This is a genomic window from Azospirillum isscasi, assembly GCF_030849505.1.
GTDB classification, from domain to species: Bacteria; Pseudomonadota; Alphaproteobacteria; order Azospirillales; family Azospirillaceae; genus Azospirillum; species Azospirillum isscasi.
In genome coordinates this window covers 21,780-45,477 of sequence record NZ_JAUJFI010000005.1, presented here as the reverse complement: position 1 = coordinate 45,477, position 23,698 = coordinate 21,780, and the positions used below count along the sequence as shown (strand labels likewise).

The 23,698-nt window shown below is 69.6% G+C and carries 21 protein-coding genes, 2 tRNA genes and 1 other RNA gene; 12 read left to right on the top strand and 12 right to left on the bottom strand.

Features of this window, described 5'->3' with window-relative positions:
- Positions 1-83: 83 nt before the first annotated feature.
- From glyS to QSG27_RS02500, 3 genes are all read right to left on the bottom strand, one after another.
- On the bottom strand, positions 84-2,171 hold the full coding sequence (gene glyS, locus QSG27_RS02510; protein ID WP_306703572.1) for a glycine--tRNA ligase subunit beta: 2,088 nt from the start codon (positions 2,169-2,171) through the stop codon (positions 84-86).
- A gap of 1 nt (position 2,172) precedes the next feature.
- Entirely contained in the window at positions 2,173-3,060 is an 888-nt protein-coding gene (locus QSG27_RS02505; RefSeq protein WP_149470337.1) for a glycine--tRNA ligase subunit alpha, read from the bottom strand.
- A gap of 89 nt (positions 3,061-3,149) precedes the next feature.
- Entirely contained in the window at positions 3,150-3,419 is a 270-nt protein-coding gene (locus QSG27_RS02500; RefSeq protein WP_306703571.1) for a hypothetical protein, read from the bottom strand.
- A gap of 181 nt (positions 3,420-3,600) precedes the next feature.
- Here QSG27_RS02500 and QSG27_RS02495 point away from each other — a divergent pair, with 181 nt between their 5' ends.
- A complete protein-coding gene (locus tag QSG27_RS02495; protein WP_306703570.1) occupies positions 3,601-3,828 on the top strand; it encodes a type II toxin-antitoxin system HicB family antitoxin in 228 nt (75 codons plus the stop codon).
- A 7-nt stretch (positions 3,829-3,835) separates the two neighbouring features.
- On the opposite strand, the gene QSG27_RS02490 is transcribed toward QSG27_RS02495, so the two are convergent.
- From QSG27_RS02490 to QSG27_RS02480, 3 genes are read right to left on the bottom strand one after another with little or no spacing between them, the layout of a single operon-like run.
- Positions 3,836-4,720 carry a S49 family peptidase gene (locus QSG27_RS02490; protein WP_306703569.1) on the bottom strand — a complete coding sequence of 295 codons (885 nt, stop codon included), beginning with the start codon at positions 4,718-4,720 and terminating at the stop codon, positions 3,836-3,838.
- A gap of 51 nt (positions 4,721-4,771) precedes the next feature.
- The gene (locus tag QSG27_RS02485) at positions 4,772-5,518 is read right to left on the bottom strand and encodes a tRNA1(Val) (adenine(37)-N6)-methyltransferase (protein WP_306703568.1); all 747 of its coding nucleotides are present in this window, start codon (positions 5,516-5,518) and stop codon (positions 4,772-4,774) included.
- Positions 5,515-5,730 (bottom strand): putative signal transducing protein, encoded by a 216-nt coding sequence (locus QSG27_RS02480; protein WP_306703567.1) that lies wholly within the window; start codon positions 5,728-5,730, stop codon positions 5,515-5,517. Before QSG27_RS02480 ends, QSG27_RS02485 begins: the two co-directional genes overlap by 4 nt.
- A 110-nt stretch (positions 5,731-5,840) precedes the next feature.
- On the opposite strand from QSG27_RS02480, the gene QSG27_RS02475 reads away from it, so the two are divergent.
- The 4 genes from QSG27_RS02475 to QSG27_RS02460 all read left to right on the top strand — a co-directional run bounded on the left by QSG27_RS02475 (position 5,841) and on the right by QSG27_RS02460 (position 7,828).
- Positions 5,841-6,857 carry a polyprenyl synthetase family protein gene (locus QSG27_RS02475; RefSeq protein ID WP_306703566.1) on the top strand — a complete coding sequence of 339 codons (1,017 nt, stop codon included), beginning with the start codon at positions 5,841-5,843 and terminating at the stop codon, positions 6,855-6,857.
- Between the two features lie 109 nt (positions 6,858-6,966).
- A tRNA-Pro gene (locus QSG27_RS02470) sits at positions 6,967-7,043 on the top strand.
- A gap of 181 nt (positions 7,044-7,224) precedes the next feature.
- Positions 7,225-7,301: transfer RNA gene (locus tag QSG27_RS02465), tRNA-Pro, on the top strand.
- Positions 7,302-7,423: 122 nt separating this feature from the next.
- Positions 7,424-7,828, top strand: a complete 405-nt coding sequence (locus QSG27_RS02460) for a hypothetical protein (RefSeq protein WP_306703565.1) — start codon at positions 7,424-7,426, stop codon at positions 7,826-7,828.
- Between the two features lie 4 nt (positions 7,829-7,832).
- Here QSG27_RS02460 and QSG27_RS02455 read toward each other — a convergent pair whose 3' ends face one another.
- Positions 7,833-8,222 carry a carboxymuconolactone decarboxylase family protein gene (locus tag QSG27_RS02455; protein WP_306703564.1) on the bottom strand — a complete coding sequence of 130 codons (390 nt, stop codon included), beginning with the start codon at positions 8,220-8,222 and terminating at the stop codon, positions 7,833-7,835.
- Positions 8,223-8,468: 246 nt separating this feature from the next.
- Here QSG27_RS02455 and QSG27_RS02450 point away from each other — a divergent pair, with 246 nt between their 5' ends.
- Positions 8,469-10,598 carry a hybrid sensor histidine kinase/response regulator gene (locus QSG27_RS02450; RefSeq protein ID WP_306703563.1) on the top strand — a complete coding sequence of 710 codons (2,130 nt, stop codon included), beginning with the start codon at positions 8,469-8,471 and terminating at the stop codon, positions 10,596-10,598.
- 37 nt (positions 10,599-10,635) lie between these two features.
- Here the strand turns inward: QSG27_RS02450 and QSG27_RS02445 are convergent, their stop codons facing one another.
- Positions 10,636-10,836, bottom strand: coding sequence for a hypothetical protein (locus QSG27_RS02445; RefSeq protein WP_306703562.1), 201 nt, complete (start codon positions 10,834-10,836; stop codon positions 10,636-10,638).
- Between the two features lie 165 nt (positions 10,837-11,001).
- Positions 11,002-11,232: an SMc00767 family acetate metabolism repressor gene (locus QSG27_RS02440; RefSeq protein ID WP_306703561.1), complete on the bottom strand. Its 231-nt coding sequence runs from the start codon at positions 11,230-11,232 to the stop codon at positions 11,002-11,004.
- A gap of 367 nt (positions 11,233-11,599) precedes the next feature.
- Here QSG27_RS02440 and QSG27_RS02435 point away from each other — a divergent pair, with 367 nt between their 5' ends.
- A complete protein-coding gene (locus tag QSG27_RS02435; protein WP_306703560.1) occupies positions 11,600-12,493 on the top strand; it encodes an NAD(P)-dependent oxidoreductase in 894 nt (297 codons plus the stop codon).
- Between the two features lie 51 nt (positions 12,494-12,544).
- Here QSG27_RS02435 and QSG27_RS02430 read toward each other — a convergent pair whose 3' ends face one another.
- From QSG27_RS02430 to QSG27_RS02420, 3 genes are all read right to left on the bottom strand, one after another.
- Positions 12,545-13,948, bottom strand: a complete 1,404-nt coding sequence (locus QSG27_RS02430; protein ID WP_306703559.1) for an FAD-binding oxidoreductase — start codon at positions 13,946-13,948, stop codon at positions 12,545-12,547.
- 274 nt (positions 13,949-14,222) lie between these two features.
- Entirely contained in the window at positions 14,223-17,831 is a 3,609-nt protein-coding gene (locus QSG27_RS02425; RefSeq protein ID WP_306703558.1) for a hydantoinase B/oxoprolinase family protein, read from the bottom strand.
- 94 nt (positions 17,832-17,925) lie between these two features.
- Positions 17,926-18,480: a GNAT family N-acetyltransferase gene (locus QSG27_RS02420; protein ID WP_306703557.1), complete on the bottom strand. Its 555-nt coding sequence runs from the start codon at positions 18,478-18,480 to the stop codon at positions 17,926-17,928.
- Positions 18,481-18,800: 320 nt separating this feature from the next.
- Here QSG27_RS02420 and QSG27_RS02415 point away from each other — a divergent pair, with 320 nt between their 5' ends.
- From QSG27_RS02415 to rnpB, 5 genes are all read left to right on the top strand, one after another.
- On the top strand, positions 18,801-19,538 hold the full coding sequence (locus QSG27_RS02415; RefSeq protein WP_306703556.1) for a TerB family tellurite resistance protein: 738 nt from the start codon (positions 18,801-18,803) through the stop codon (positions 19,536-19,538).
- 115 nt (positions 19,539-19,653) lie between these two features.
- Entirely contained in the window at positions 19,654-21,477 is a 1,824-nt protein-coding gene (locus QSG27_RS02410; protein ID WP_306703555.1) for an ATP-binding cassette domain-containing protein, read from the top strand.
- Complete coding sequence (locus QSG27_RS02405; RefSeq protein WP_306703554.1) at positions 21,474-22,352, top strand: DMT family transporter; 879 nt, start codon at positions 21,474-21,476, stop codon at positions 22,350-22,352. The genes QSG27_RS02410 and QSG27_RS02405 overlap by 4 nt, the downstream gene beginning before the upstream one ends.
- Positions 22,353-22,362: 10 nt before the next feature.
- Entirely contained in the window at positions 22,363-23,061 is a 699-nt protein-coding gene (locus QSG27_RS02400; RefSeq protein WP_306703553.1) for an N-acetylmuramoyl-L-alanine amidase, read from the top strand.
- A gap of 179 nt (positions 23,062-23,240) precedes the next feature.
- Positions 23,241-23,643: RNase P RNA component class A (gene rnpB / locus QSG27_RS02395), an RNA gene on the top strand.
- Positions 23,644-23,698: the final 55 nt, after the last annotated feature.

Genomic DNA, 23,698 nt, shown 5'->3' with positions numbered 1-23,698 from the left:
CCCCTCCCTAACCCTCCCCCGCTCCGCAGGGGAGGGAACTTTGGAAACGACCCCTCTCCCGCGCAGCGTGGGAGGGTGGGGGCTTACCCCTCGATGCGCGAGAAATCCGCCACGGCGTTCAGCGTCGCCCGGATCTGGCTGAGCAGGCGCAGGCGGTTGGCCCGCAGGTCGGCCTGCTCGGCGTTGACCGTCACCTTGTCGAAGAAGGCGTCCACCGGGCCGCGCAGGCTGGCCAGCGCCGCCATGGTGCCGGTGAAGTCCTCCTTCGCGAGCAGCGGCTGGGCCGTCTCACCAGCGCCGGACAGGGCGCCGTAGAGGTCCTTTTCCTCCGCCAGAGACAGCAGGGCCGCATCGACCGGCTGGTCGTAGGCCTTGCCGTCCTTCTTCTCCTCGATGCGGACGATGTTGCTGGCGCGCTTGTAGGCGGCGAGCAGGTTCGCCCCCTCTTCCGACCCGACGAAGGTCTGGAGCGCCTTGACGCGGGCCAGCAGCCGGACGAGGTCGTCCTCGCCGCCCAGGGCGAACACCGCATCCACCAGATCGTGCCGCACGCCCTGGTCGCGCAGCGTGACCTTCAGCCGGTCGGCGAAGAAGGCCATCAGGTCGGCGGCGACCCCATCGGCGGCGGCAAACCCGCCGACCGTGTAGGCGCCGTGCGCGGCCTTGAAAAGCTGCGTCAGGTTCAGCCGCAGCCCGTTCTCCAAAATCAGCCGGATGATGCCCAGCGCGGCGCGGCGCAGGGCATACGGGTCCTTCGACCCCGTGGGCTTCTCGTCGATGGCGAAGAAGCCGACCAGCGTGTCCAGCTTGTCGGCCAGCGCCACGGCGACCGACACCGGGGCCGTCGGGCACGAATCGGACGGGCCGAGCGGCTTGTAATGCTCGGCGATCGCCTCGGCCACCGCCGGGTTCTCGCCCTCGCCCAGCGCGTAGTAACGGCCCATGATGCCCTGGACCTCGGGGAACTCGCCGACCACCTCGGTCACGAGATCCGCCTTGGACAGCAGGGCGGCGCGGGTCGCCGCGTCCGCGTCGGCGCCGATGGCGCGGGCGATCTCCGCGGCCAGGACCTGAACCCGCGTGACCTTCTCCGCCACCGTGCCGAGCTTCGCGTGGAAGGTGATGGCGCCAAGCTTGGACACGCGGTCTTCCAGCTTCGTCTTGCGGTCCTGGTCCCAGAAGAACTTGGCGTCGGACAGACGGGCGCGCAGGACGCGCTCGTTGCCGGCGACGATGGCCTTGCCGCCGTCCGCCGTCACCGTGTTGGCGACCACGACGAAGCGCGGAGCCATCTTTCCGGCCTTGTCCAGCAGGGCGAAATACTTCTGGTGCGTGCGCATGGAGGTGATGAGAACCTCCGACGGCACGTCCATGAACTTTTCGTCGATGGTGCCGACCAGCGCGACCGGCCATTCGACGAGGCCGGCGACCTCCTCCAGCAGCCCGTCGTCGGGGGAGAGGGTCAGCCCCTCCTGCGCGGCCAGCGCCTCGGCGTCGGCCTTGATCTTGGCCTTGCGCTCCGCGCGGTCCAGCACGACATGGGCGGCGCGCAGCTTGGCCTTGTAGTCGGCGAAATCGGTGACCGTGAAGGCGTCCGGCGACAGGAAGCGGTGGCCGCGGGTCGTATTGCCGAAGGCCAGCCGCCCTTGCGCCCCGCCCAGGTCGAAGGAGCCGTCCAGCACCGCCCCGCCGAACAGCGCGATGATCGAATGCAGCGGGCGCACCCAGCGCACCGTGCCGGTGCCCCAGCGCATCGACTTCGGCCAGGGGAAGTCGCCCATGACCGCCGGGATGATCTCGGCCAGCACCTCCGCGGTGGCGCGGCCCTTCTTCTCCGCCACGGCGAAGTAGAAGACGCCCTTGCCCGTGTCGCGCTGCTCGCACTGGTCGAGGCTGGTCAGGCCGGCGGACTTCAGGAAGCCGGCGACCGCCTGCTCCGGCGAGCCGACGCGCGGCCCCTTCTTCTCCTCGCGCACGTCGGCGGTGCGCTCGGCCAGGCCGTCGATCACCAGCGCGAGGCGGCGGGGGGTGGAATGGGCCTCGGCCTTCTCGAAGGACAGGCCGTTGGCGGCCAGCTTCTCGGTGACGAGGCGCTTGAGGTCGTCCGCCGCACGCGCCTGCATGCGGGCCGGGATTTCCTCGGAAAAGAACTCGATCAGAAGCTCGGGCATGTTACTTGGCCCCCCCGGCGGTCCACGCCTCGCAGCAGGCTTTGGCCAGCGCGCGCACGCGGCCGATGTAGGCGGCGCGCTCCACGACGCTGATGACGCCGCGCGCATCCAGCAGGTTGAAGAGGTGCGACGCCTTGATGCACTGGTCGTAGGCCGGCAGCGCGACGCCCTTGGCGATCAGCGACTGGCACTCCGCCTCGGCGTCCTTGAAATGCTGGAGCAGCATGTCGGTGTTGGCGTGCTCGAAGTTGTGGGCCGAATACTCGACCTCGGCGCGCTTGAACACGTCGCCGTACTTCACGCCCTGGCCGTTGAAGTCCAGGTCGTAGACGTTCTCCACGCCCTGCACATACATGGCCAGACGCTCCAGCCCATAGGTCAGTTCGACCGCGACGGGGTCGCACTCGATGCCGCCGACCTGCTGGAAGTAGGTGTACTGGGTGACCTCCATGCCGTCGCACCAGACCTCCCAGCCGAGGCCCCAGGCGCCCAGCGTCGGGCTTTCCCAGTCGTCCTCGACGAATCGGATGTCGTGCAGCGACGGGTCGATGCCCAGCACCTTCAGGCTTTCCAGATACAGCTCCTGCGGGTTGGCCGGCGAGGGCTTCAGGATCACCTGATACTGGTAATAGTGCTGGAGCCGGTTCGGGTTCTCGCCGTAGCGGCCATCCTTCGGGCGGCGCGAGGGCTGCACATAGGCCGCCTTCCACGGCTGCGGACCGAGCGCCCGCAGCGTCGTCGCCGGGTGGAAGGTGCCCGCACCCACCTCCATGTCGTAGGGCTGGAGGATCACGCAGCCCTGCTCCGACCAGAACTGGTGGAGCTTGAGGATCAGGGCCTGAAAGGACAGGCCGCGGCTGTCTTGGGAAGACCCGCTCTGGGAGGCCATCGGCGGTCACTTATGATTGGTGTGGAAAATCGCGCCGCACGATACGCGGCGGTATCCCCGGAATCAAGCGCCCGCCAAGGGTTTAAGGTTCAGCGCCCGTAGGGGCAGGCCGGGCGGCCGCAGGCCACGGCGGAGCGCGGGGCGACGTAGGCGCCGCACTCCGGGCACTTCTCCATGTCCTCGGTGGTCACCTGGGGCGAGCCGCCGCCGGTGGTGGAGGCGGGCTTTCCGGCGCCGCGCCGTTCGCGTTCGCGCAGGCGTTCCCGCCCGACCGCGCCGACGCGGTTGTACCAGCGCCAGCCGAACCACACGGCGCCGATCACCAGGATCAGGAACAGGAGCTTGGAGAGACTGAACATGGGGGAGGATTAGGGCCTGCGGGGCGGCCCGGTCAAGAGCGGCCTTCACCCCAAAAGGTTGGTCCGCCGAAAATGGACCGAATATCGAAAGATGCAGCCGTCCAGCGCAAAGAATCCTTGTCGTCCGGAGCGGAAGCGGCACCTAATGGAGGAAAACCGCGCCCAGAGGAGACGCACCGTCATGAACGCCAGCGCCTATCCGGTCATCGTCCGCCCCCTGCCCCCGGAACAGGGCGTCGGCTATGTGGCCGAGGTGCCCGACCTGCCGGGCTGCACGGCGGGCGGCGCCACCCCCGCCGACGCCAGCACGGCGGCGCTCGACGCCATCGCCGCCTGGATCGAGAACGCCCGCCGCAGCGGCGAGCCGGTCCCCCCGCCGTCCGAGCGCCTGCGCGAAGTGACCCAGTGACGCCGGCTCAGAGGCCGTAGCGCGACCACAGGGCACGTTCCTCCACGGCGGCCAGCGCCGCCGCGGGGAGGTCCGCCGCGAGCCGGTCCAGCGCGCCTGCACCCAGGATTTCGCCCACCGGCGCCTCCACGCGGAAGCCCATGCGGCGGAACCAGCGCCGGTCGTCCTGCACCACGCGCAGCCGCACCTTCTCGCCGAAGCGGCCCCGCATGACGGTGCGCAGGTCGCCGATGCCGTCGATCAGCCCCAGTTCCAGCGCGCGCCGCCCCGCCCAGAAGGCGCCGGAGAACAACTCCTCCTCCGGCCCGCTCAGACGGGCGCCGCGGCGGTCGCGGACCATCGCCTTGAAGGCGTCGTGAATCTCCGCCTGGATCGCCTTCAGATGGGCCACCCCGTCCTCCCGCTCCGGCGAGAAGGGGTCGAGGATCACCTTCTTGTCGCCCGCGGTGTAGAGCCGGCGCTCGATGCCGTAGCGCTGGATGAACTCGTGCGCGCCGAAGCCGGAGGACACCACGCCGATGGAGCCGAGGATGCTGCTCTCGTCCGCCCAGATCTCGTCCGCCGCGCAGGCCAGCCAGTAGCCGCCCGACGCCGCCGCGTCCTCGCAGAAGGCGAAGACCGGCACCTTCTTCTCGGTGGCGAGGTCGCGGATGCGCTTGGCGATCAGCGCCGACTGCACGGGCGACCCGCCGGGCGAGTTGACGACCAGCGCCACCGCCGCCTGTGTCTTCGGCGCGAAGGCGCGTTCGATCAGCCCGGCCGTGCCGGCCATGGTCAGACCCTGCCGGAAGGCTCCGGCCTGCCCGATGATGCCGGACAGGCGGAGGACGGACACGATCGGCCCGGCGTCGCGCCAGGGGCCGAACGGGAGTTTGGCGAGCAGCTTCGTCATGTTCATCGCCGGTTGAAATGGTGGCGCTGAGGCTGGATTGAAAGCACCGGCTTAAACGATCAGCGGTTCCATGCCGCACAGAATCCGCTGCGCCTGCGCGCTGTAAGCGCCGTCGGGGCCGTGCAGCACCAGCCCCGCGGTGAAGCGCGCCGGTGAGCGCCCCCCTTTTTTCGCCGCCAGCAGGATGCGCCGGGCCTCCTCCCCCGGTTTCGGCCAGAGCGGGACGAGCACAAGAGAACCGAATCGGGCGCCGTGCAGGGCGGCCAGGATCTCGTCCACCCGGTCGGCCCGATGGACCATGGTCAGCGTGCCGCGCGGCTTCAGCAGGACGGCGGCGAAGCGCACCCAGTCGGTCAGCCCCGCCTGCCCCTCCACATTGGCGGCGGCCTTCCAGGGGTCGGGGGGCAGGCTGGCCGCCCCGGCCCGCAGGTAGGGAGGGTTCATCATCACCCGGTCGAAGCTTCCGGGAACCAGATCCGGCGGCGGGGCGAGCAGATCGCCCTCGAGGACGGTCACCCGGTTTTCCATTCCGTTGAGGGCGGCGTTGCGCCGGGCGAAGTCCGCCGCCTCCGCGCGCTTCTCCAACCCGGCGATGGCGGCACCGGGAACGCGCGCGGCGAGGCACAGCGCCGCCGCCCCGGTGCCGGTGCCGGCGTCGAGCACCCACTCGCCGGGCTCCGCGGCGGTGAAAGCGGCGAGCAGAACGGGGTCGATGGCGGCGCGGTAGCCGGCCTGCGGCTGAAACAGGCGCACCCGGCCGTTCAGAAGGGTGTCGAACGCTTCGTCCCCCACCCTCACGCCCCCAACTCCTCTCCCGCCTCGCGGAGCAGGCGGCAGGCGCGGGCGTGGTCGTCCTCGGCCACCATCAGGCGGCGCGGGATGGCGCCGATGGAACCCTCCAACACGCTGGTGTGGGTGTCCAGCACGATCCCCTCGATTCCCGCGTCGGCCAGCAGGGCCAGAAGCCAGCTCAGGCGGACCGGATCGGTGGTGCGCAGCAGTTCCTTCATGAAATCCCGGCTGTTCTGCGTCCCTGGACGCCTTGCGGACTTGACCGAAGAGGCTATGCCGTTATGCTCCCTGCCGGAATTCGTCACGTCAATCATCATTGGAGTCGACCTTGGCGGTCGTGACCAACCTCGAGCCGAAACGGCGGAAGTCCACCCCGCTCGACGATCTGACCGCCCTGGTGGCCGATGACCTGAGCGCGGTCAACGAGATCATCGTCCAGCGGATGCATTCGTCCGTGGAGATGATCCCGCAGCTTGCCGGCTACCTCATCGCCGCCGGCGGCAAGCGGCTGCGCCCCGTCCTCACCCTCGCCGCCGCCGAGCTGTGCGGCTACAAGGGCGAGGATCACAAGATGCTGGCCGCGGTGGTGGAGTTCATCCACACCGCCACCCTGCTGCACGATGACGTGGTGGACGAGAGCGACCTGCGCCGCGGCCTCGCCTCGGCCAACGCGGTGTTCGGGAACAAGGCCAGCGTGCTGGTCGGCGACTTCCTGTTCTCCCGCAGCTTCGAACTGATGGTCGAGGTCGGGTCGCTGGACGTGCTGCGCATCCTGTCCAAGGCGTCCGCCGTGATCGCCGAGGGCGAGGTGCTGCAGCTCCGCACCACCAACGACACCGAGACCAGCGAGCAGGCCTATCTGGAGGTCATCAAGGCCAAGACGGCGGAGCTGTTCGCCGCCGCCTGCCGCGTCGGCGCCGTCGTGGCCGCCCGCCCGCAGGCGGAGGAACTGGCGCTCTACGACTACGGCATGAATCTGGGCATCGCCTTCCAGCTCGTGGACGACGTGCTGGATTATTCGGCCTTCCAGGCGAAGCTGGGCAAGACGGTCGGCGACGACTTCCGCGAGGGCAAGATCACCCTGCCGGTCGTGCTGGCCTTCCGCCGCGGCAACGACGAGGAGCGGGCCTTCTGGCGCCGCACCATGGAGGAGCTGGACCAGCGGGAGGGCGACCTGGAGCGCGCCCAGGAGCTGATGGCCAGGCACAACGCGCTGAAGGACACGGTGGAGCGCGCGCGCCACTATGGTTCCATCGCCCGGGACGCGCTGGGCCTGTTCCCCGACACGCCGGTGAAGGCCGCCCTGCTGGAGGTGCTGGATTTCGTGATCGAGCGCGATTTCTAAGCACACCGAACTTTTTCGCCGCCGGGGGTGATTTTCACGTTGCAGCCCCCGGTTCAAGCGGCTATATACGCGGCCCACGGTGACGCCGGCCACGGCGCCACCGACGGACCGGAGAGTAGCTCAGCCTGGTAGAGCACTGCTTTCGGGAGGCAGGGGCCGGAGGTTCGAATCCTCTCTCTCCGACCAGTACGGCAAAGGGCCGGTGCGGCAACGCACCGGCCCTTTCGCTTTTCCGGCCAAACGCTTCCTCTCCGCCCCCCGGCAAAAAAACATACCGCAAATGCCGCTTAATACCGTTGCAGCCGGTCCGCAAAGGGTCTATACACCCGGCCCACGGCGACGCTGGCAACGGCGGCACCGATTGGACCGGAGAGTAGCTCAGCCTGGTAGAGCACTGCTTTCGGGAGGCAGGGGCCGGAGGTTCGAATCCTCTCTCTCCGACCATCACGCAAAGGGCCGATGCGGCAACGCATCGGCCCTTTCGCCTTTTCCCTCTCCGCCGCCGCGGCACAGGCCGCGCTCCCGCCTGTTGTTCGTTTCAGGCGGAACCGGCAGGGAGCGGACCCATGGAACAGGCGATCGGACGGGAACCCCAGGCGGCGGGCGGCCCCGTGGGGATGGAGATCGACGTCCAGGCCGTGGCGGTGTCCCGCGCGGTGCGCGATCTGGTCCAGCCGCAGGGCTTCCGCCCCCGCGACATCGGCGGCGGCGGCATGGCCTGGAACCGCCGCGGCGGCGACGACACGCACGAGATGATCACCTGCAACGGACGGCTGAACGGCGACCCCGACCGCGCGGAATGGACCGCCGGACGCTACGGCGACCGCGGCGGCTTCGTGGAGGTCACCGGCCTGACGCTGCGCGGGGCGCTGGACGCGCTGGCCGTGCTGCCCAGGCCGGTGCGGGTGGACGGGTCGCTCGCCGAGGGCATCTATCCGTCGCTGGAGGACGCCCTCGACGACATCGCCTGACGGATCACTTCAGCGCCTCGTCGATCTCCACCTGATAGCCCTTGGCGAGGCGGTTGGTCTCGTTGGCCATGCCGACGACGGCCATCAGCTCACCGAACTGGGCGTCGGTCATGCCGGCCCGCCGGGCGGCGGCCTCGTGCGAGCGGATGCAGTAGTCGCACCCGTTGGTCACGCTGACCGCGACGAAGATCATCTCCTTCACCAGCGGGTCCAGCGCGCCGGGGGCCATCACCTCCTTCAGGCTGTCCCAGGTGCGCTTCAGCGTCGGCGGGTGGTGGGCGGCCATCTTCCAGAAATTGTTGACGTCCGGCACGTTGCGGGCCGCCTTGATGTCGTCGTAGACGGCGCGCACCTCGGGAGCGGCGTCGGCGTGCTCGATGGGCTTCAGGGCCATGGGGGCTGTTCTCCGGGCAGGGGACGTGTGGTTCGGCGCCATTGTCGCCGCTTCCGCCCCGCGGAGCCATGAAGAAGGACGGCGGGAAGGGCGGCGCCCTCATCCCTCCTGCAACCGAAAGGCATAGGGCCGCCGGAAAGTTCAGGTTGCCCCGGATGCCAGGGACCGGCATAGCTTTCCGCTCAAGCCCTGCGCACGGTGCCCACCCGCCGCGGCCCCTCCTCCCCGCCCCCAACCCGGCAGCCCATGCCCCTTCGCTACCTCGACGCCCTGGCAACCGAATCGGCGGGAATGGTGCGCCTGCTGCGCATCCTGCTGGTGGCTTCCGTCCTGGTCCCCAGCCTGCTGTTCGCCGCCATCGCCTGGCATGACCATGGCGAGGTGGAAGCGGAGGCGGAACGCAACATCCGCAAGACCGTGCTGATCCTGCACGAGCATACGCGGAAGGTGTTCGACACGGTCGAACAGGTTCTGGACCGGATGGACGAGCGGACCGCGGGCATGAGCTGGGACGAGATCGGACGTTCCGAAGACCTGCACGGCTATCTGCGCACGCTGATCGAGGAATTGCCGCAGATCGGCATCGTCGGGATGATCGATCCCAACGGCACGGTGCGCAACGGCAGCCGCCTGTTCCCGATCCCGCCGACCAACGTCGGCGACCGCGAGTATTTCCGGACGCAGGCATCCGCCGACGCCGGCGCCTTCATCAGCGAGGCGATCACGGGCCGCGGGTCGGGCAAGCGGCAGTTCAACGTCACCCGCCGCCGCTCCGCCGCGGGCGGGAGGCCGTTCGACGGCATCCTGCTGACCGCGGTGCCGACCGACTATCTGGTGGACTTCTACCAGCTCGTCGTCTCCGATCCGAAGGAATCGATTTCCCTCGTGCGCCGCGACGGTTCCGTCCTCGTGCGCTTCCCCTCGATGGGCGACCGGCAGACGCGCCACGCGGCGGACAGCACGCTGCTCGGCGCCATGGCGGAAGGGCGGACGGAGGGCGTGTTCCGCACGCGGGGCCGCATCGACGGCGTGACGCGGCTGAACGGCTTCATGCATGTCGCGCCCTATCCGATCTACGTCACCTACGGCGTGCCGATGAACGAGATCCGGGCCGGCTGGGCGCGGAACCTCCTGATCTACGCCGCCTTCGCCGTGCCGGCGACACTGGCGCTGGTCGGCATCACCCTGCTGGCGCTGCGCCGCGCGCAGAGCGAGATGCGGGCGGTGCGCCGCTGGTCCCAGGAGGCCCGCGCCCGCGAGGCGCTGGAGAACGCGCTGCGCCAGTCGCAGAAGCTGGAGGCGCTGGGCCAGTTGACCGGCGGCGTCGCCCACGACTTCAACAACCTGCTGACCGCCGCCCTGGCCAACCTGCACCTGATGGAACGGCATCTGCCGGCGGACGGCATCCGCTACCTGGACGGCACCCGCACCGCGCTGGAGCGCGCCCGGACGCTGACCGGGCAGTTGCTGGCCTTCTCCCGCCAGGAGGCGGTGGACCCCAAGGTGCTCGATCTGGGGGACAGCCTGCGCACCATGGCCGATCTCTTGGAACGCTCCATCCGCGCCGACATCGCGCTGGACTGGACGCTTCCCGTCGCGCCGGTGCGGGTGGAGGTGGACCCGGTCCAGCTGGAGCTGGCGGTGCTCAACCTCGTGGTCAACGCCCGCGACGCCATGCCGGCGGGCGGGCGCATCCGCATCGCCGCGCGCCGGGAGGACACGCCCGACGGCCCCCTGGCCGTTCTGGAGATCACCGACACCGGCAGCGGCATGCCGCCGGAGGTCGCCGCCCGCGCCTTCGAACCCTTCTTCACCACCAAGCCGCACGGCAGGGGGACGGGGCTGGGGCTGTCGATGGTCTACGGCTTCGCCCGGCAGTCGGGCGGCAACGCCACCATCTCCAGCGCTCCGCGCCGCGGCACCGTGGTCCGCGTCACCCTGCCCCTGTCCAGCCGGACGCCGGAGCCGGAAGCGGTGCCGGAGGCGGCGGCGGAGATGCCGGACGGCCCGGTGCGGCTGCTGGTGGTGGAGGACAACGCGCTGGTCCTGATGGCCACCGTGGAAGGGCTGACCCAGGAAGGCTTCGAGGTGGTGACCGCCGACCATGGCGCCGCCGCCCTGGAGATCCTGGAACGGGACGCGGCCTTCGACGTGATCGTGTCGGACGTGGTGATGCCCTACGGCGTGTCGGGAATCGATCTGGCGCGGCGGGTCCAGGAGCGCTGGCCCGGCATCCGGATTCTGCTGATTTCCGGCTACAGCCCGGAATCGCTGACCGGGCTGAAGGCCGACGCCGCCGTCCTGCCCAAGCCCTTCACCCCGGACCAGCTCGCCGCCCGCGTCCGCGCCCTGCTGCGTCCCGTGAAGGCCGCCTGACGGGCTAGGCGGCCGGTCACGCGGCCGGGAAGGCGGATCAGAGCAGCACGCTGATGAACATCGGCGCCCACAGCACCGCCGACCAGACGAGGCCCAGGAAGATGCCGTGCGTCAGATCGGTGAAGGTCGGCTCCGACAGGCAGTGCATGCGCCAGAACGCTTCACGGTCCGCCGTGCCCTGACGCTGCCCCTGACGCTGCCCCTGACGCTGTGGAGGGAGTTTCTGCGCGTCTTTCATGACCGTTCCCTTGTTGCGGCCCAAATGGGAAAGGAACCGGCGAAGGGCGCCGCGGTTCCGCGCCGGGGCGGGAACATTGGTTGGGCAGGATGAAGGATACCGAAAAAGGAAAAGGCCCCCTGCCCTTTCGGGCGGGGGGCCTTCCATACGAATGGGATGAGCCGCTTACTTCGTGCGGATCATCGGGGTGAGCTGGTCGCCCCAGTTGCCCGTCGCGTTGTGATAGCGGGCGGTGCGCATCAGCTCGACCGTCACGCCGGCTTCCACGGCCTTGACGACCGCGTCGTTCAGGCGGTGCAGGCTGTTGGCGAGGACGCGGATGGCGCTTTCCTGCTCGGCGGTGAGGTTCGTGCCCTCGTCCGGCGGCGCATCCTGGAAACCCGGCTGATTCGTCATGCGGCTATCCTTCCCTTGTTCTCCGGCCCGGGTCTTGCGGCCCCGGCTCTGGCCCTGGTTCACCGGCACCGCTGCGCCGGCATGGCCGGGTGCTGCGCTGCAAACCCGGCATTCAACGTCTTAACACATCACGCGCCGGGAGCAAGGGCGCGGCGAGACAACCTCGTTCGAAAGATCCATGCCTCCCGCGGCAGAGTGCCGCTGGCCGGGAGCACCGGAACGGGGAACGGTCCCGCCGCACTTCAATCATGCGGCGCCCCGTCGGACGGCATTTGATCGGAAGGCGCCGCCGGCCTAGCTTTGCGGTCCAAGGGCAGCCGCCGACAAAAACAATCCGCAGCCGACAACAACGAAGAAAGACAGGAACATGGCCGACACCGCGACCGACTCCCGCTCCGTCGCCTTTCTGGGGCTTGGCACGATGGGCTTTCCCATGGCCGGCCATCTGGCCGTCCGGGGCGGCCACCGGGTGACCGTCTACAACCGCACCGCCGCCAAGGCCGACGCCTGGGTGTCCCGCTTCGGCGGCGCCACCGCCTCCACCCCCGCCCTCACCCCCGCCGAGGCCGCCCGCGACGCCGAGTTGGTCTTCCTCTGCGTCGGCGGCGACGACGACGTGCGGGCCGTGGCCGGCGAGGCCATGAGCGCCATGAAGCCCGGCACGATCATCGCCGACCATTCGACCGTCTCCGCCACCGTGTCGCGCGAGATGGCCGCGCTTGCCCACGAGCGCGGCCTGTTCTTCCTCGACGCGCCGGTGTCCGGCGGGCAGGCCGGGGCGGAGAACGGGGTGCTGACGGTGATGGTGGGCGGCGACGCCGACGCCTTCGCCCGTGCCCAGCCGCTGATGGGCTGCTATGGCCGCTCCGTCACCCACATGGGGCCGTCGGGCGCCGGGCAGTTGACGAAGATGGTCAACCAGATCTGCATCGCCGGGCTGGTCCAGGGGCTGGCCGAGGGCATGGCCTTCGCGCAAAAGGCCGGGCTGGACGGGCACAAGGTGGTGGACGTGATTTCGAAGGGCGCCGCCCAGTCCTGGCAGATGGACAACCGCGCCAAGACCATGCTGGACGGCCGGTTCGACTTCGGCTTCGCGGTGGACTGGATGCGCAAGGATCTGGGCATCGTGCTGGACGAGGCACGCAACAACGGCGCCACCCTGCCCGTCACCGCCCTGGTGGACCAGTTCTACGCCGACGTCCAGGCGATGGGCGGCAACCGGCTGGACACCTCCAGCCTGATGAAGCGCCTGACCCGCTGAGCGGAGGGGGGAGCGGAGGGGGGAGCGCCGGGACACTCCCCTTCCCTCACCTCACACCCGGACGACCTTGCCGGGGTTCATCAGGTTGTCCGGGTCGAAGGCGCGCTTCAGCTCGCCCATCACGGCGAAGGCGGCGCCGGCCTCCTTCTCCAGGAACTCCAGCTTGCCGTAGCCGATGCCGTGCTCGCCGGTGCAGGTGCCGCCCATGGCCAGCGCCCGGTCCACCATGCGGTCGTTCAGGCGCTTGGCCTCGGCCAGCTCCTCCGGCTTGTCGGGGTCGATGACGTAGACGAGGTGGAAGTTGCCGTCCCCCACATGGCCGACCAGCGGGGCCAGCATGGAGGAGTCGGCGATGTCCTTCTTGGTCTCCAGGATGCAGTCGGCCAGCCGCGAGATCGGCACGCACACGTCGGTCGGCCAGCCCTTCGAGCCGGGGCGCAGCGCCAGCGCGGCGTAGTAGCCGTCATGACGGGCCTGCCAGAGCTTGGAGCGGTCCTCCGGACGGGTCGCCCAGGTGAATTCGGTCCCGCCATTCTCGCCGGCGATGGCCGAGACCATCTCCGCCTGCTCCGCCACCCCGGCGGCGGTGCCGTGGAACTCGAAGAACAGGGTCGGGGCGACCTTGTAGTCCAGCTTGGAATACTTGTTCACCGCGTCCATCTGCACCTCGTCCAGCAGCTCGATGCGGGCGACGGGGATGCCGGACTGGATGGTCTGGATCACCGTGTCCACGGCGCCGCGGATGTCGGCGAACGGGCAGACGGCGGAGGAGATCGCCTCCGGAATGCCGTAGAGGCGCAGCGTCACCTCGGTGATGATGCCGAGCGTGCCCTCCGCCCCGACGAACAGGCGGGTCAGGTCGTAGCCGGCGGCGGATTTGCGGGCGCGCCCGCCGGTCTTGATGATCCGGCCATCGGCCAGCACCACGGTCAGCCCCAGCACGTTCTCGCGCATGGTGCCGTAGCGCACGGCGTTGGTGCCGCTGGCGCGGGTGGAGGCCATGCCGCCCAGCGAGGCGTCGGCGCCGGGGTCGATGGGGAAGAACAGGCCGGTGTCGCGCAGATGCTCGTTGAGTTGCTTGCGGGTCACCCCGGCCTGGACGGTGACGTCCAGATCCTCCGGGCTGACGCGCAGGATGTCCTTCATGCCCGACACGTCGATGCAGACGCCCCCGGCCAGCGCCGCCACGCCGCCTTCCAGCGAGGTGCCGGTGCCGAAGGGCACGATGGGCAGCTTGTGCTTCGCGCAGAGCTTGACGATGGCGCTGACCTCCTCGGTGGAGGTGGCGAAGGCAACGCCGTCGGGCGGGAAGTTGGGGTGGTAGGACTCGTCCTTGCCGTGATGCTCGCGCACCGCCGCGGCGGTGGTGAAGCGGTCCCCAAGCAGGGCCTTGAACTCGGCCTTCATCTCGTCGGTGAAGGCGACGCGCGGCTGGGCGGCGGGTACGGCGGTCATGGACGGAATCTCCCGGGGGTCCTTCTGGCACGGTGATGTGCGGTGGTAGGACCGGAGAAGCTAAGCCCCGCCGCCCGCACAGGCAAGCCGGACCATGCGCATGGGTGGGACGAGGGTTCCGATCCCCTCTCCCGCCCCGGGAGAGGGTGGCGCCGAAGGCGCCGGGTGAGGGTCAACCGAAGATCAATGAACCTATTCTCGGCAGCACCCTCACCCTTCCCGCGCGTCGCGCGGGCCCCTTCCCTCTCCCCAGGGGGGAGAGGGGGTTGCTCCCTCACGCCTCGCCGTAGCCGCCGCCGCCCGGCGTCTCCACAACCAGCACGTCGCCCTCCGCCATCGCCGTCTTGTCCTGGGGGCCGAGTTCCTCCACGGACCCATCGGCGCGCTGGACCCAGGTGCGCCCGATCTGACCGGGGGCACCGCCCTTCAGCCCGAAGGGGGGCACGCGGCGGTGGTTGGACAGGATCGCGGCGGTCATCGGCTCCAGGAACTTCAGCCGCCGCACCACCCCGTCGCCACCCCGCCAGCGCCCCGCACCACCCGATTCGCGGCGGATGCGGAAGCTCTCCAGCAGCACGGGGAAGCGCCATTCCAGCACCTCCGGGTCGGTCAGGCGGGAGTTGGTCATGTGGGTGTGCACCGCGTCCGTCCCGTCGAAGCCGGGACCGGCGCCGGAGCCGCCGCAGACCGTCTCGTAATACTGGTAGCGCGCGTTGCCGAAGGTCGTGTTGTTCATCGTCCCCTGGGCCGAGGCCAGCACCCCCAGCGCGCCATACAGCGCGTCGGTCACGCACTGGCTGGTCTCGACGTTGCCGGCCACCACCGCGGCGGGATGGCTCGGCGACAGCATGCTGTCCGGCGGGATGACGATCCGGATGGGCTTCAGGCAGCCCTCGTTCATCGGGATCTCGTCGTCCACCAGCGTGCGGAAGACGTAGAGCACCGCGGCCCGGCAGACCGCCGTGGGGGCGTTGAAGTTGCTGGAAAGCTGCGGGCTGGTGCCGGTGAAGTCCACCGTGGCGGTCCGCTCGTCCTTGTCGATGGTGATGCGGACCTTGATGACCGCGCCGTTGTCCAGCTCCTGCACGAATTCGCCGTCGGTCAGCACGTCGATGGCGCGGCGGACCTGCTCCTCGGCGTTGTCCTGGACCAGCGTCATATAGGCGTTGACCGTCTCCAGCCCGAACTGGGCGACGACGCGGCGAAGCTCGCGCGCGCCCTGCTCGTTGGCGGCGATCTGGGCCTTCAGGTCGCCCAGGTTCTGCGCCACGTTGCGCGCCGGCTGCGGGCCGGCGGTGAACAGGGCGACGACCTCCTCCTCCAGGAAGCGGCCCCGCTCGACCAGTTGGACATTGTCGAGAAGGACGCCCTCCTGGCCGATGTCCGTGCTGTCCGGCGGCATCGAACCGGGGGTGATGCCCCCCACATCGGCGTGGTGCCCGCGCGAAGCGATGTAGAACAGCACGCGCCCGCCCGCCTCGTCGAAGACCGGGGTGACGACGGTGATGTCCGGCAGATGAGTGCCCCCGTGGTAGGGGTCGTTCAGCATGTAGACGTCGCCGGGATTCATCGTGCCCCGGCGCCGCTCCACGACGGCGCGCACGCTCTCGCCCATGGAACCCAGATGCACCGGCATGTGCGGCGCGTTGGCGATCAGCCCGCCGTCCGCGTCGAACAGGGCGCAGGAGAAGTCCAGCCGCTCCTTGATGTTCACCGAATAGGCGGTCTTCTCCAGCGTGAAGCCCATCTGCTCCGCGATGGACATGAACAGGTTGTTGAAGACCTCCAGCATCACCGGGTCGGCCCTGGTGCCGATGGCGAGGCGTTGCGGCAGCTCCTCGAAGCGGGTCAGCACGAGGTGGTTCTTGCGGGTGACCTCGGCGATCCAGCCCGGCTCGACCACCGTGGTGGCGATCTTCTCCTTGATGACGGCGGGGCCGGTCACGCGGTTGCCGGGCTGAAGCTGGTCGCGGTCATAGACCGGGGCCTCGCGGTCCGTGCCGCCGGTGTGCAGGGTGACGGTGGCGAGACGGCGCGGCAGGGCGCCGGTGACGTTGGGCAGATCCGCGTCGTCGGCGCTCTCGGTGCGGCCCACCGCCTCCACCGACACGGCCTCGACCACCAGGGCCTTGCCCTCCATCATGAAGCCGTAGCGCTGGCGGTGCGCCGCCTCGAAGGCCGCGGCCATGGCGTCGAGCGGCCCGAAATCGACGACCAGCGGGCTGTCGGAGCCCTCCACCTTGATGTGCGCCTTGCGCAGCACGGACAGCCGGTCCTCCGGCACGCCCTGGCGGGTCAGCTCCTTGCGCCCTTCGGCCTCCAGCGCGGCGAGCGTCCCGGACAGCTCGTCCACCAGCGCCGCGTCCAGCCGGGCTTCCACCGCGCGCTCGCGGATCGCCACCGTGTCGGCCAGACCGATGCCGTAGGCGGACAGCACGCCGGCGTGCGGGTGCAGGAACACCTTCTTCATGCCCAGCGCGTCGGCGACCATGCAGACATGCTGCCCCGCCGCCCCGCCGAAGCCGTTCAGCGTGTATTGGGTGACGTCGTAGCCGCGCTGGACCGAGATTTTCTTGATGGCGTTCGCCATGTTGTCCACGGCGATCTTCAGGAAGCCCTCGGCCACCTGATGCGGGGTCATCGCCGTCCCCAGCGCCTCGTTCACCTCGTCGGCCAGATCGGCGAACCGCTCGCGCACGATGGCGGCGTCCAGCGGCCGGTCGGCCTCCGGCCCGAAGACGTGGGGGAAGAAGTCGGGGTGCAGCTTGCCGACCATCACGTTGCAGTCGGTCACTGTCAGCGGCCCGCCGCGGCGGTAGCAGGCCGGGCCGGGGTTGGCCCCGGCGCTTTCCGGTCCCACCCGGAAGCGCGCCCCGTCGAAGAAGCAGACCGAGCCGCCGCCCGCCGCCACGGTGTGGATGTGCATCATCGGGGCGCGCATCCGCACCCCGGCCACCACCGTGTCGAAGGCGCGCTCGTACTCCCCGGCGTAGTGCGACACGTCGGTGGAGGTGCCGCCCATGTCGAAGCCGATCACCCGGTCGAATCCGGCCATGCGCGCGGTGCGCACCGCCCCGACGATGCCGCCCGCCGGGCCGGACAGGATGGCGTCCTTGCCCTGGAACCAGCGCGCGTCGGTCAGGCCGCCGTTCGACTGCATGAACATCAGCCGGACGCCCGACAGCTCCCCCGCCACCTGCTCCACATAGCGGCGCAGGATCGGCGACAGGTAGGCGTCCACCACGGTGGTGTCGCCGCGCCCGACGATCTTCATCAGCGGGCTGACCTGATGGCTGACCGACACCTGGGTGAAGCCGATGGAGCGGGCCAGCGCCGCCACCTGCTTCTCATGCTCCGGATAGCGGTAGCCGTGCATCAGCACCACCGCGGCGGCGCGGAAGCCGTCGCGGAACGCCTGCTCCAGTTGCACCCGCACGCCGCGCAGGTCCACGGGCTTCAGCACCGTGCCGTCGGCCTTCACCCGCTCCGGCACCTCGGCCACCCGCTCGTACAGCAGTTCGGGAAGGACGATGTGGCGGGCGAAGATCTTCGGGCGGGCCTGATAGCCGATGCGGAGCTGGTCGCCCAGCCCCTCGGTGATCAGCAGGAGGGTGCGCTCGCCCTTGCGCTCCAGCAGGGCGTTGGTGGCGACGGTGGTGCCCATCTTGACCGCCTCGACCTCTTCCGCCGGGATCGGCTGGCCGGGGGCGAGGCCCAGCAGGTCGCGGATGCCCTGGATGGCGGCATCGCGGTAGCGCTCCGGATTCTCCGACAGCAGCTTGTGCGTGATCACCGACCCGTCCGGGCGCTTGGCCACGATGTCGGTGAAGGTGCCGCCGCGGTCGACCCAGAACTGCCACCGGCCCTGCGCTTGGGACGCCATATCCCACTCCCTGATGTCTTGGCTTTCGGGGAGTGTGACGATACGCCGCCGCGGGTCAAGCGGTGGAGGGCGAAAGGGTGGGATGCGGCGTGTTTCAGGCGGCCTTGAGCAGGGCCGGCAGCCCGTCCAGCACGGCGTTCATGGCGCCGGCCCCGTCCTCGAACGCTTCCAGCGCCAGCGAGAACTGGGAGGGGCGCGGCAGGTCGAAGGTGATGGCGAACTCCCCGCCCTCCCGCTCCATCGTTCCGCCGAAGCGGCGCGACAGGGCGCGCATGCGGGTGTTGTCGGCCAGGCACATCATATGGACGCGCCGGATGCCCCGGTTGGCGGCGATGGACAGCGAACGGCGGACCAGGGTGGACCCGACCCGCCGCCCCTGAAGGCCCTTCTCCACGCTGATCGCCAGTTCCGCGGCGCCGGGCCACAGCAGCCGGTCGAAGCACAGCTCCACCGCGCCGCGCAGCTCGCCCCGGTCGAACACGCCGACCAGCGTGGTGCGCGTCCAGTCCAGCGATTCGCAGTGCTTGACGATGGTCGCGTCGGAGACGGTGCCGGTGAAGCGGGCGTAGCGGTCCGCCGCGTCCAGCCGCAGCAGATGCGCCTGGTATTGGCCGCGTTCGGCGGGAAGAAGCTTGCGGATGGCGGACATGGGGAGACTCGCGGTGCTTGATTCGGGACATCGCACTGTCTTGCGGCGTCCGCTTCCCCCATCGGCGCCCTGACCGGCGCCTCGTTTTGTTGCAATGCAACATGGCGGAGACTAGGCCGAAGGGCAAGGCCCCTTATGACAAATGCATGATGCTGTTGCGGTGCAGCAACAGGAGCCGGAGGCCGGGAATTCCATACCCCGAATGGATGAAAAAGCCCTTCCGTGCGAAGATGCTGGAAAACAACGCAAAAGGATGGGCCGGTTGGCGCGTTGCCGGACAGCCGGTATGCTGCGCCCAGCGGTCGAAAGGCGGATAAGACATGAGCATCTGGGGCAGCGTCCTGGGCGGGGCGGCCGGTTTCACCATCGGCGGCCCGATCGGGGGCCTGATCGGTCTGGCCGCCGGCTTCGCGGTGGGGCGCGGCATCCGCGGCCTGTGCGGCCCGGCGGACGCCACCAAGTCCATTGCTTTCACCATCGGCGTGATCGCCCTGTCGGCGAAGATGGCCCGCGCCGACGGCGTGGTGAAGCGGGTGGAGGTCGACACCTTCAAACGCCTGTTCCGCGTCCCGCCGGAGGAGCTGGACACGGTGGGCCGCGTCTTCGACCTCGCCCGCCAGGACACCCACGGGTTCGAGGAGTACGCCCAGCAGATCGCCGGCCTGTTCGAGGACCGCCGCGCGGTGCTGGAGGAGCTTCTCGACAGCCTGCTGGCCATCGCCGAGGCCGACGACGAGCTGCACGAGACGGAGGTCGAGTATCTGCGCACCGTCGCCCATATCTTCGGCTTCGCCGACGCCGAGTTCGAACGCATCGTCGCCGGGCACCACATCGCCGGCACGCCGAACGAGACCGATCCGTATGGCGTACTCGGCGTCTCGCGCCGGGCCAGCGACGAGGCGATCAAGGCCGCGCACCGGCGGCTGGTCCGCGAGCATCACCCGGACGTGCTGATCGCCCAGGGCATGCCGCAGGAGTTCGTCGATCTGGCGACGCAGAAGGTCGCCGCCATCAACGCCGCCTACGACCGGATCGGGAAGGAGCGCGGGCGGGGGTGAGGGGCCCCCAACGAAACACCCCCGCAACGCATCCCCGCCCCGGCGCAATCGGGTGTCGCGGCCCTGGTGACCGCACGCTATATAAGCACACCTCCGCACACCGCACCGTTGGGTCATGGCTCCTCCCGCTCCGATCACCGCGCTCCAGGGCGTGTCCGTCACCTTCGGCGGACGCCCGCTGTTCGAAACCATCGACCTGTCCATCGGGCGGGGCGACAAGGCCTGTCTGGTCGGGCGGAACGGGTCCGGCAAATCGACGCTGATGAAGGTGCTGGCCGGCATGATCCAGCCGGACGGCGGCACCGTCTTCACCCAGCCCGGCGCCCGCATCGCCTATCTGCCGCAGGAGCCGGACTTCACCGGCTGCGCCACCGTGCACGACTATGTCGCCGCCGGCCTGCCCGCCGACGAGCGGGACGAGGCGCACCGCGTGGACGCCGTGCTGGACCGGCTCCAGGTGCCCGGCCACCTCGACCCCAACACCCTGTCGGGTGGCGAGGCGCGGCGCGCGGCGCTGGCCCGCACGCTGGTCGGCGCCCCCGACGTGATGCTGCTGGACGAGCCGACCAACCACCTCGACCTCCCCACCATCGAGTGGCTGGAGGAGGAACTGCTGGCCTACCGCGGCGGGCTGCTGCTGATCTCGCACGACCGCAGCTTCCTGAACCGGCTGGCGAAGCGCACGCTGTGGCTGGACCGCGGGACGGTGCGCGCCACCGACCGCGGCTTCGCCGAGTTCGAGACCTGGCAGGCCGAGGTGTTCGAGTCGGAGGAGATCGCCGCCCAGAAGCTGGACCGCAAGATCGAAGGCGAGATGAAGTGGCTGCGCGAGGGCATCTCGGCCCGGCGCACCCGCAACATGGGCCGCGTGCGCGCCCTGCTCCAGCTCCGCACCGACCGCGCCGAGCGCATCAAGGGCGGCCAGCAGGCCAAGCTCGCCGTCGCCGAGGCCGAGCGCGGCGGGCGTCTGGTCATCGAGGCCGAGCGCATCGCCAAGGGATTCGATTCGGCGGATGGCCGCAAGACCATCGTCAAGGACTTCTCCACCCGCATCCTGCGCGGCGACCGGGTGGGGCTGATCGGGCCGAACGGGGCCGGCAAGTCCACCCTGCTGAAGATCCTGACCGGCCAGATGGAACCCGACAGCGGGACGATCCGGCTGGGCACCAACCTGGAGACCGCCTATTTCGACCAGCGGCGCGAAGGGCTGGACCCGGAGGACACGATCCGCAAGGTGCTGTGCCCCTTCGGCGGCGACAGCGTGATGGTCAACGGCCAGCCGCGCCACGTCGCCGGCTACATGCGCGACTTCCTGTTCGACACGCGCCAGCTCGACAGCCCGGTGAAGGCCCTGTCCGGCGGCGAGCGCAACCGGCTGCTGCTGGCCCGGCTGTTCGCGCGGCCCAGCAACATGATGATCCTCGACGAGCCGACCAACGACCTCGACATGGACACGCTGGACCTGCTGGAGGACGTGCTGGGCGATTATCAGGGCACGCTGCTGCTGGTCAGCCACGACCGCGACTTCCTCGACCGGCTGGTGACCAGCACCATCGCGGTGGAGGGGGACGGGGTGATCGCCGAATATCCCGGCGGCTATTCCGATTATCTGGTGCAGCGCCCGCCGCCCAAGGAGAAGGAGAAGGCCGCCCCGGTCAAGGCGAAGCCCGCCGCCGCGGCGCCCAAGCCGAAGGGCAAGCTGAGCTACAAGGACCAGCGGGAGTTGGACGACCTGCCGGCCCGCATGGACAAGCTGACCGCCGAGGTCACGAAGCTCGAATCGGCGCTGGCCGACCCCAACCTGTTCGCCCGCGACGCTGCGAAGTTCCAGAAGACGTCCGATCAGTTGCAGGCGAAACAAAGCGAGCTGGCCGCCGCCGAGGAGCGCTGGCTGGAGTTGGAAGCCCTGCGCGAGGAGTTGGAAGGCGGGCGCGGATGAGTCTGCGCGACTCGCTGCTGGCGCTCCTGGTCATGGCGATCTGGGGCCTGAACTTCGTCGTCGCGAAATGGGGCCTGGCGGAGTTCCCGCCCCTCTTCATCATGGCGCTGCGCTTCATCGCGGTGGCGGCGCTGATCCTGCCCTTCAAGCGCATCCCCTGGCGCGCGGTGCCGCCGATCGCCCTGCTGTCGGTGACCTTGGGCTCCGTGCATTTCCCGCTGATGTTCATGGGGCTGAACGGCATCGACGCGGCCACCGCCTCGCTGGCCGCGCAGGCGCAGGTGCCCTTCTCCTCCCTGCTGGCCGCGCTGATCTTCAAGGACACGCTGGGCTGGAGCCGCGCCATCGGCATGGCCGCCGCCTTCGCGGGCGTCGTGGTCATCGCGGGGGAACCGCGGCTGTCCGGGTCGCTGGTGCCGCTGTTCATGATCCTGGGCGCCAGCTTCGCTTTCGCCATCGCCAGCATCCAGATGAAGATGATCGTCGGCGTGGACGGATTCGCGCTGAACGGCTGGATGGCCCTGTTCGCCGCCCCCCAGCTTCTGCTGCTCTCCCTCCTGTTCGAGGAGGGGCAGATGGCCGCGCTGTCCAACGCCACCCTGTGGGGCTGGGGGGCCATCGCCTACATGGCGGTGGGCGTGACCATGGGCGCCTATGGGATGTGGTACCCGCTGCTGCGGAAATACTCGGTGAACCAGACCATGCCCTTTCTGCTGACCGTTCCGGTCTTCGGCGTGGCGGCGGGCGTTCTGCTGATGGGCGATCCCTTCACCCTGCGCCTGCTGCTGGGCGGTCTGTTGACCGTGGGCGGCGTGGCGGTCATCGTGAAGCGCCGCCCGGCGGCGGTGGCGGAGAAGGTCACGAATCCGACCTGAGGGAGCCGGAATGACGCGCACGGGCACCGGATGCATCGACCGCCCCTCCCCCAACCACGGCCCCCGGCCCGAGGGGGCGCGGGTGGAGCTGCTGATTCTCCACTACACGGGCATGCCCACGGCGGACTCGGCCCTGACGCGGCTGTGCGATCCCGAGGCCCAGGTCAGCGCCCACTACACGGTGGACGAGGACGGCACCGTCTACGCCCATGTGCCGGAGGACCGGCGCGCCTGGCACGCCGGCCTGTCGTCCTGGCGGGGGCGCAGCGACGTGAACAGCCGCTCCATTGGAATCGAGATCGTCAACCCGGGGCACGAGTTCGGCTACCGCCCCTTCCCCGCGGTCCAGATGGCCGCGGTGGCGGATCTCTGCCTGGACGTCATGGGCCGGCATGGGATCGCGCCCGCCGACGTGCTCGGCCACAGCGACATCGCCCCCGCCCGCAAGGAGGACCCCGGCGAGCTGTTCGACTGGCCGGGACTGGCCGCCCGTGGAATCGGGCTGTGGCCCGACCCCGCCGCCGCGGACGACTCGTGCGATTCCGCGGAGGATGTGGCGGCGCTTTTGGGACGCTATGGGTACGACGCCGCCGAATCGCGGGCGCTGCTGTCCTTCCAGCGCCATTTCCACCCCGAACACCTGACCGGCGAGGCCGATTCGGAAACGCTCCTGCGTTTGCGCGCCCTGCTGCGGATGACCGGGCGCTGAGGGCCGGAGGGCGACCACAGAGGCACGGAGACACAGAGGGCCGTCCGGCTTCATGCCGCCGAATCGAATCCCGAATGTCTGCGCGCCCCCATCCCTCCGTGTCTCTGTGGTGAATTCCCCGACCGGAGGCCGAAACCCGCCATTGCGAATCGGGCGGCGACCCTATACACAATGCCGCGCCAGATGGCCGGATGGCCGCCTTCGACCTTTTGGATCGGGGGAGGAAAGTCCGGGCTCCACGGAAACACGGTGCCGGCTAACGGCCGGCGGGGGCGACCCTAGGGAAAGTGCCACAGAAAGCAAACCGCCACCGGCCTCGTGCCGGCGGTAAGGGTGAAAGGGTGCGGTAAGAGCGCACCGCGCGCCTGGCAACAGGGGCGGCACGGTAAACCCCACCGGGAGCAAGACCGAATAGGGGCGGCACGGCCCGCCATCTCTTATGGGATGGTCTGGGGCCAAGCGCGTTTCCGCGCCGCCGCCCGGGTTGGTTGCGTGAGGCGCCGGGCAACCGGCGTCCCAGATGAATGGCCATCCATCAGGGTAACCTGAGGACAAAACCCGGCTTACAGGCCATCTGGCACTTATCCCCACCACGTCCGGATTACTGACCTACCCCTTTGCCGCAGGCGCGGCATGG

Coding starts and splice junctions, on each gene's coding strand:
- glyS (WP_306703572.1), bottom strand. CDS start 2,171: ATGCCCGAGCTTCTGATCGAGTTCTTTTCCGAGGAAATCCCGGCCCGC.
- QSG27_RS02505 (WP_149470337.1), bottom strand. CDS start 3,060: ATGGCCTCCCAGAGCGGGTCTTCCCAAGACAGCCGCGGCCTGTCCTTT.
- QSG27_RS02500 (WP_306703571.1), bottom strand. CDS start 3,419: ATGTTCAGTCTCTCCAAGCTCCTGTTCCTGATCCTGGTGATCGGCGCC.
- QSG27_RS02495 (WP_306703570.1), top strand. CDS start 3,601: ATGAACGCCAGCGCCTATCCGGTCATCGTCCGCCCCCTGCCCCCGGAA.
- QSG27_RS02490 (WP_306703569.1), bottom strand. CDS start 4,720: ATGACGAAGCTGCTCGCCAAACTCCCGTTCGGCCCCTGGCGCGACGCC.
- QSG27_RS02480 (WP_306703567.1), bottom strand. CDS start 5,730: ATGAAGGAACTGCTGCGCACCACCGATCCGGTCCGCCTGAGCTGGCTT.
- QSG27_RS02460 (WP_306703565.1), top strand. CDS start 7,424: ATGGAACAGGCGATCGGACGGGAACCCCAGGCGGCGGGCGGCCCCGTG.
- QSG27_RS02455 (WP_306703564.1), bottom strand. CDS start 8,222: ATGGCCCTGAAGCCCATCGAGCACGCCGACGCCGCTCCCGAGGTGCGC.
- QSG27_RS02450 (WP_306703563.1), top strand. CDS start 8,469: ATGCCCCTTCGCTACCTCGACGCCCTGGCAACCGAATCGGCGGGAATG.
- QSG27_RS02445 (WP_306703562.1), bottom strand. CDS start 10,836: ATGAAAGACGCGCAGAAACTCCCTCCACAGCGTCAGGGGCAGCGTCAG.
- QSG27_RS02440 (WP_306703561.1), bottom strand. CDS start 11,232: ATGACGAATCAGCCGGGTTTCCAGGATGCGCCGCCGGACGAGGGCACG.
- QSG27_RS02435 (WP_306703560.1), top strand. CDS start 11,600: ATGGCCGACACCGCGACCGACTCCCGCTCCGTCGCCTTTCTGGGGCTT.
- QSG27_RS02430 (WP_306703559.1), bottom strand. CDS start 13,948: ATGACCGCCGTACCCGCCGCCCAGCCGCGCGTCGCCTTCACCGACGAG.
- QSG27_RS02425 (WP_306703558.1), bottom strand. CDS start 17,831: ATGGCGTCCCAAGCGCAGGGCCGGTGGCAGTTCTGGGTCGACCGCGGC.
- QSG27_RS02420 (WP_306703557.1), bottom strand. CDS start 18,480: ATGTCCGCCATCCGCAAGCTTCTTCCCGCCGAACGCGGCCAATACCAG.
- QSG27_RS02415 (WP_306703556.1), top strand. CDS start 18,801: ATGAGCATCTGGGGCAGCGTCCTGGGCGGGGCGGCCGGTTTCACCATC.
- QSG27_RS02410 (WP_306703555.1), top strand. CDS start 19,654: ATGGCTCCTCCCGCTCCGATCACCGCGCTCCAGGGCGTGTCCGTCACC.
- QSG27_RS02405 (WP_306703554.1), top strand. CDS start 21,474: ATGAGTCTGCGCGACTCGCTGCTGGCGCTCCTGGTCATGGCGATCTGG.
- QSG27_RS02400 (WP_306703553.1), top strand. CDS start 22,363: ATGACGCGCACGGGCACCGGATGCATCGACCGCCCCTCCCCCAACCAC.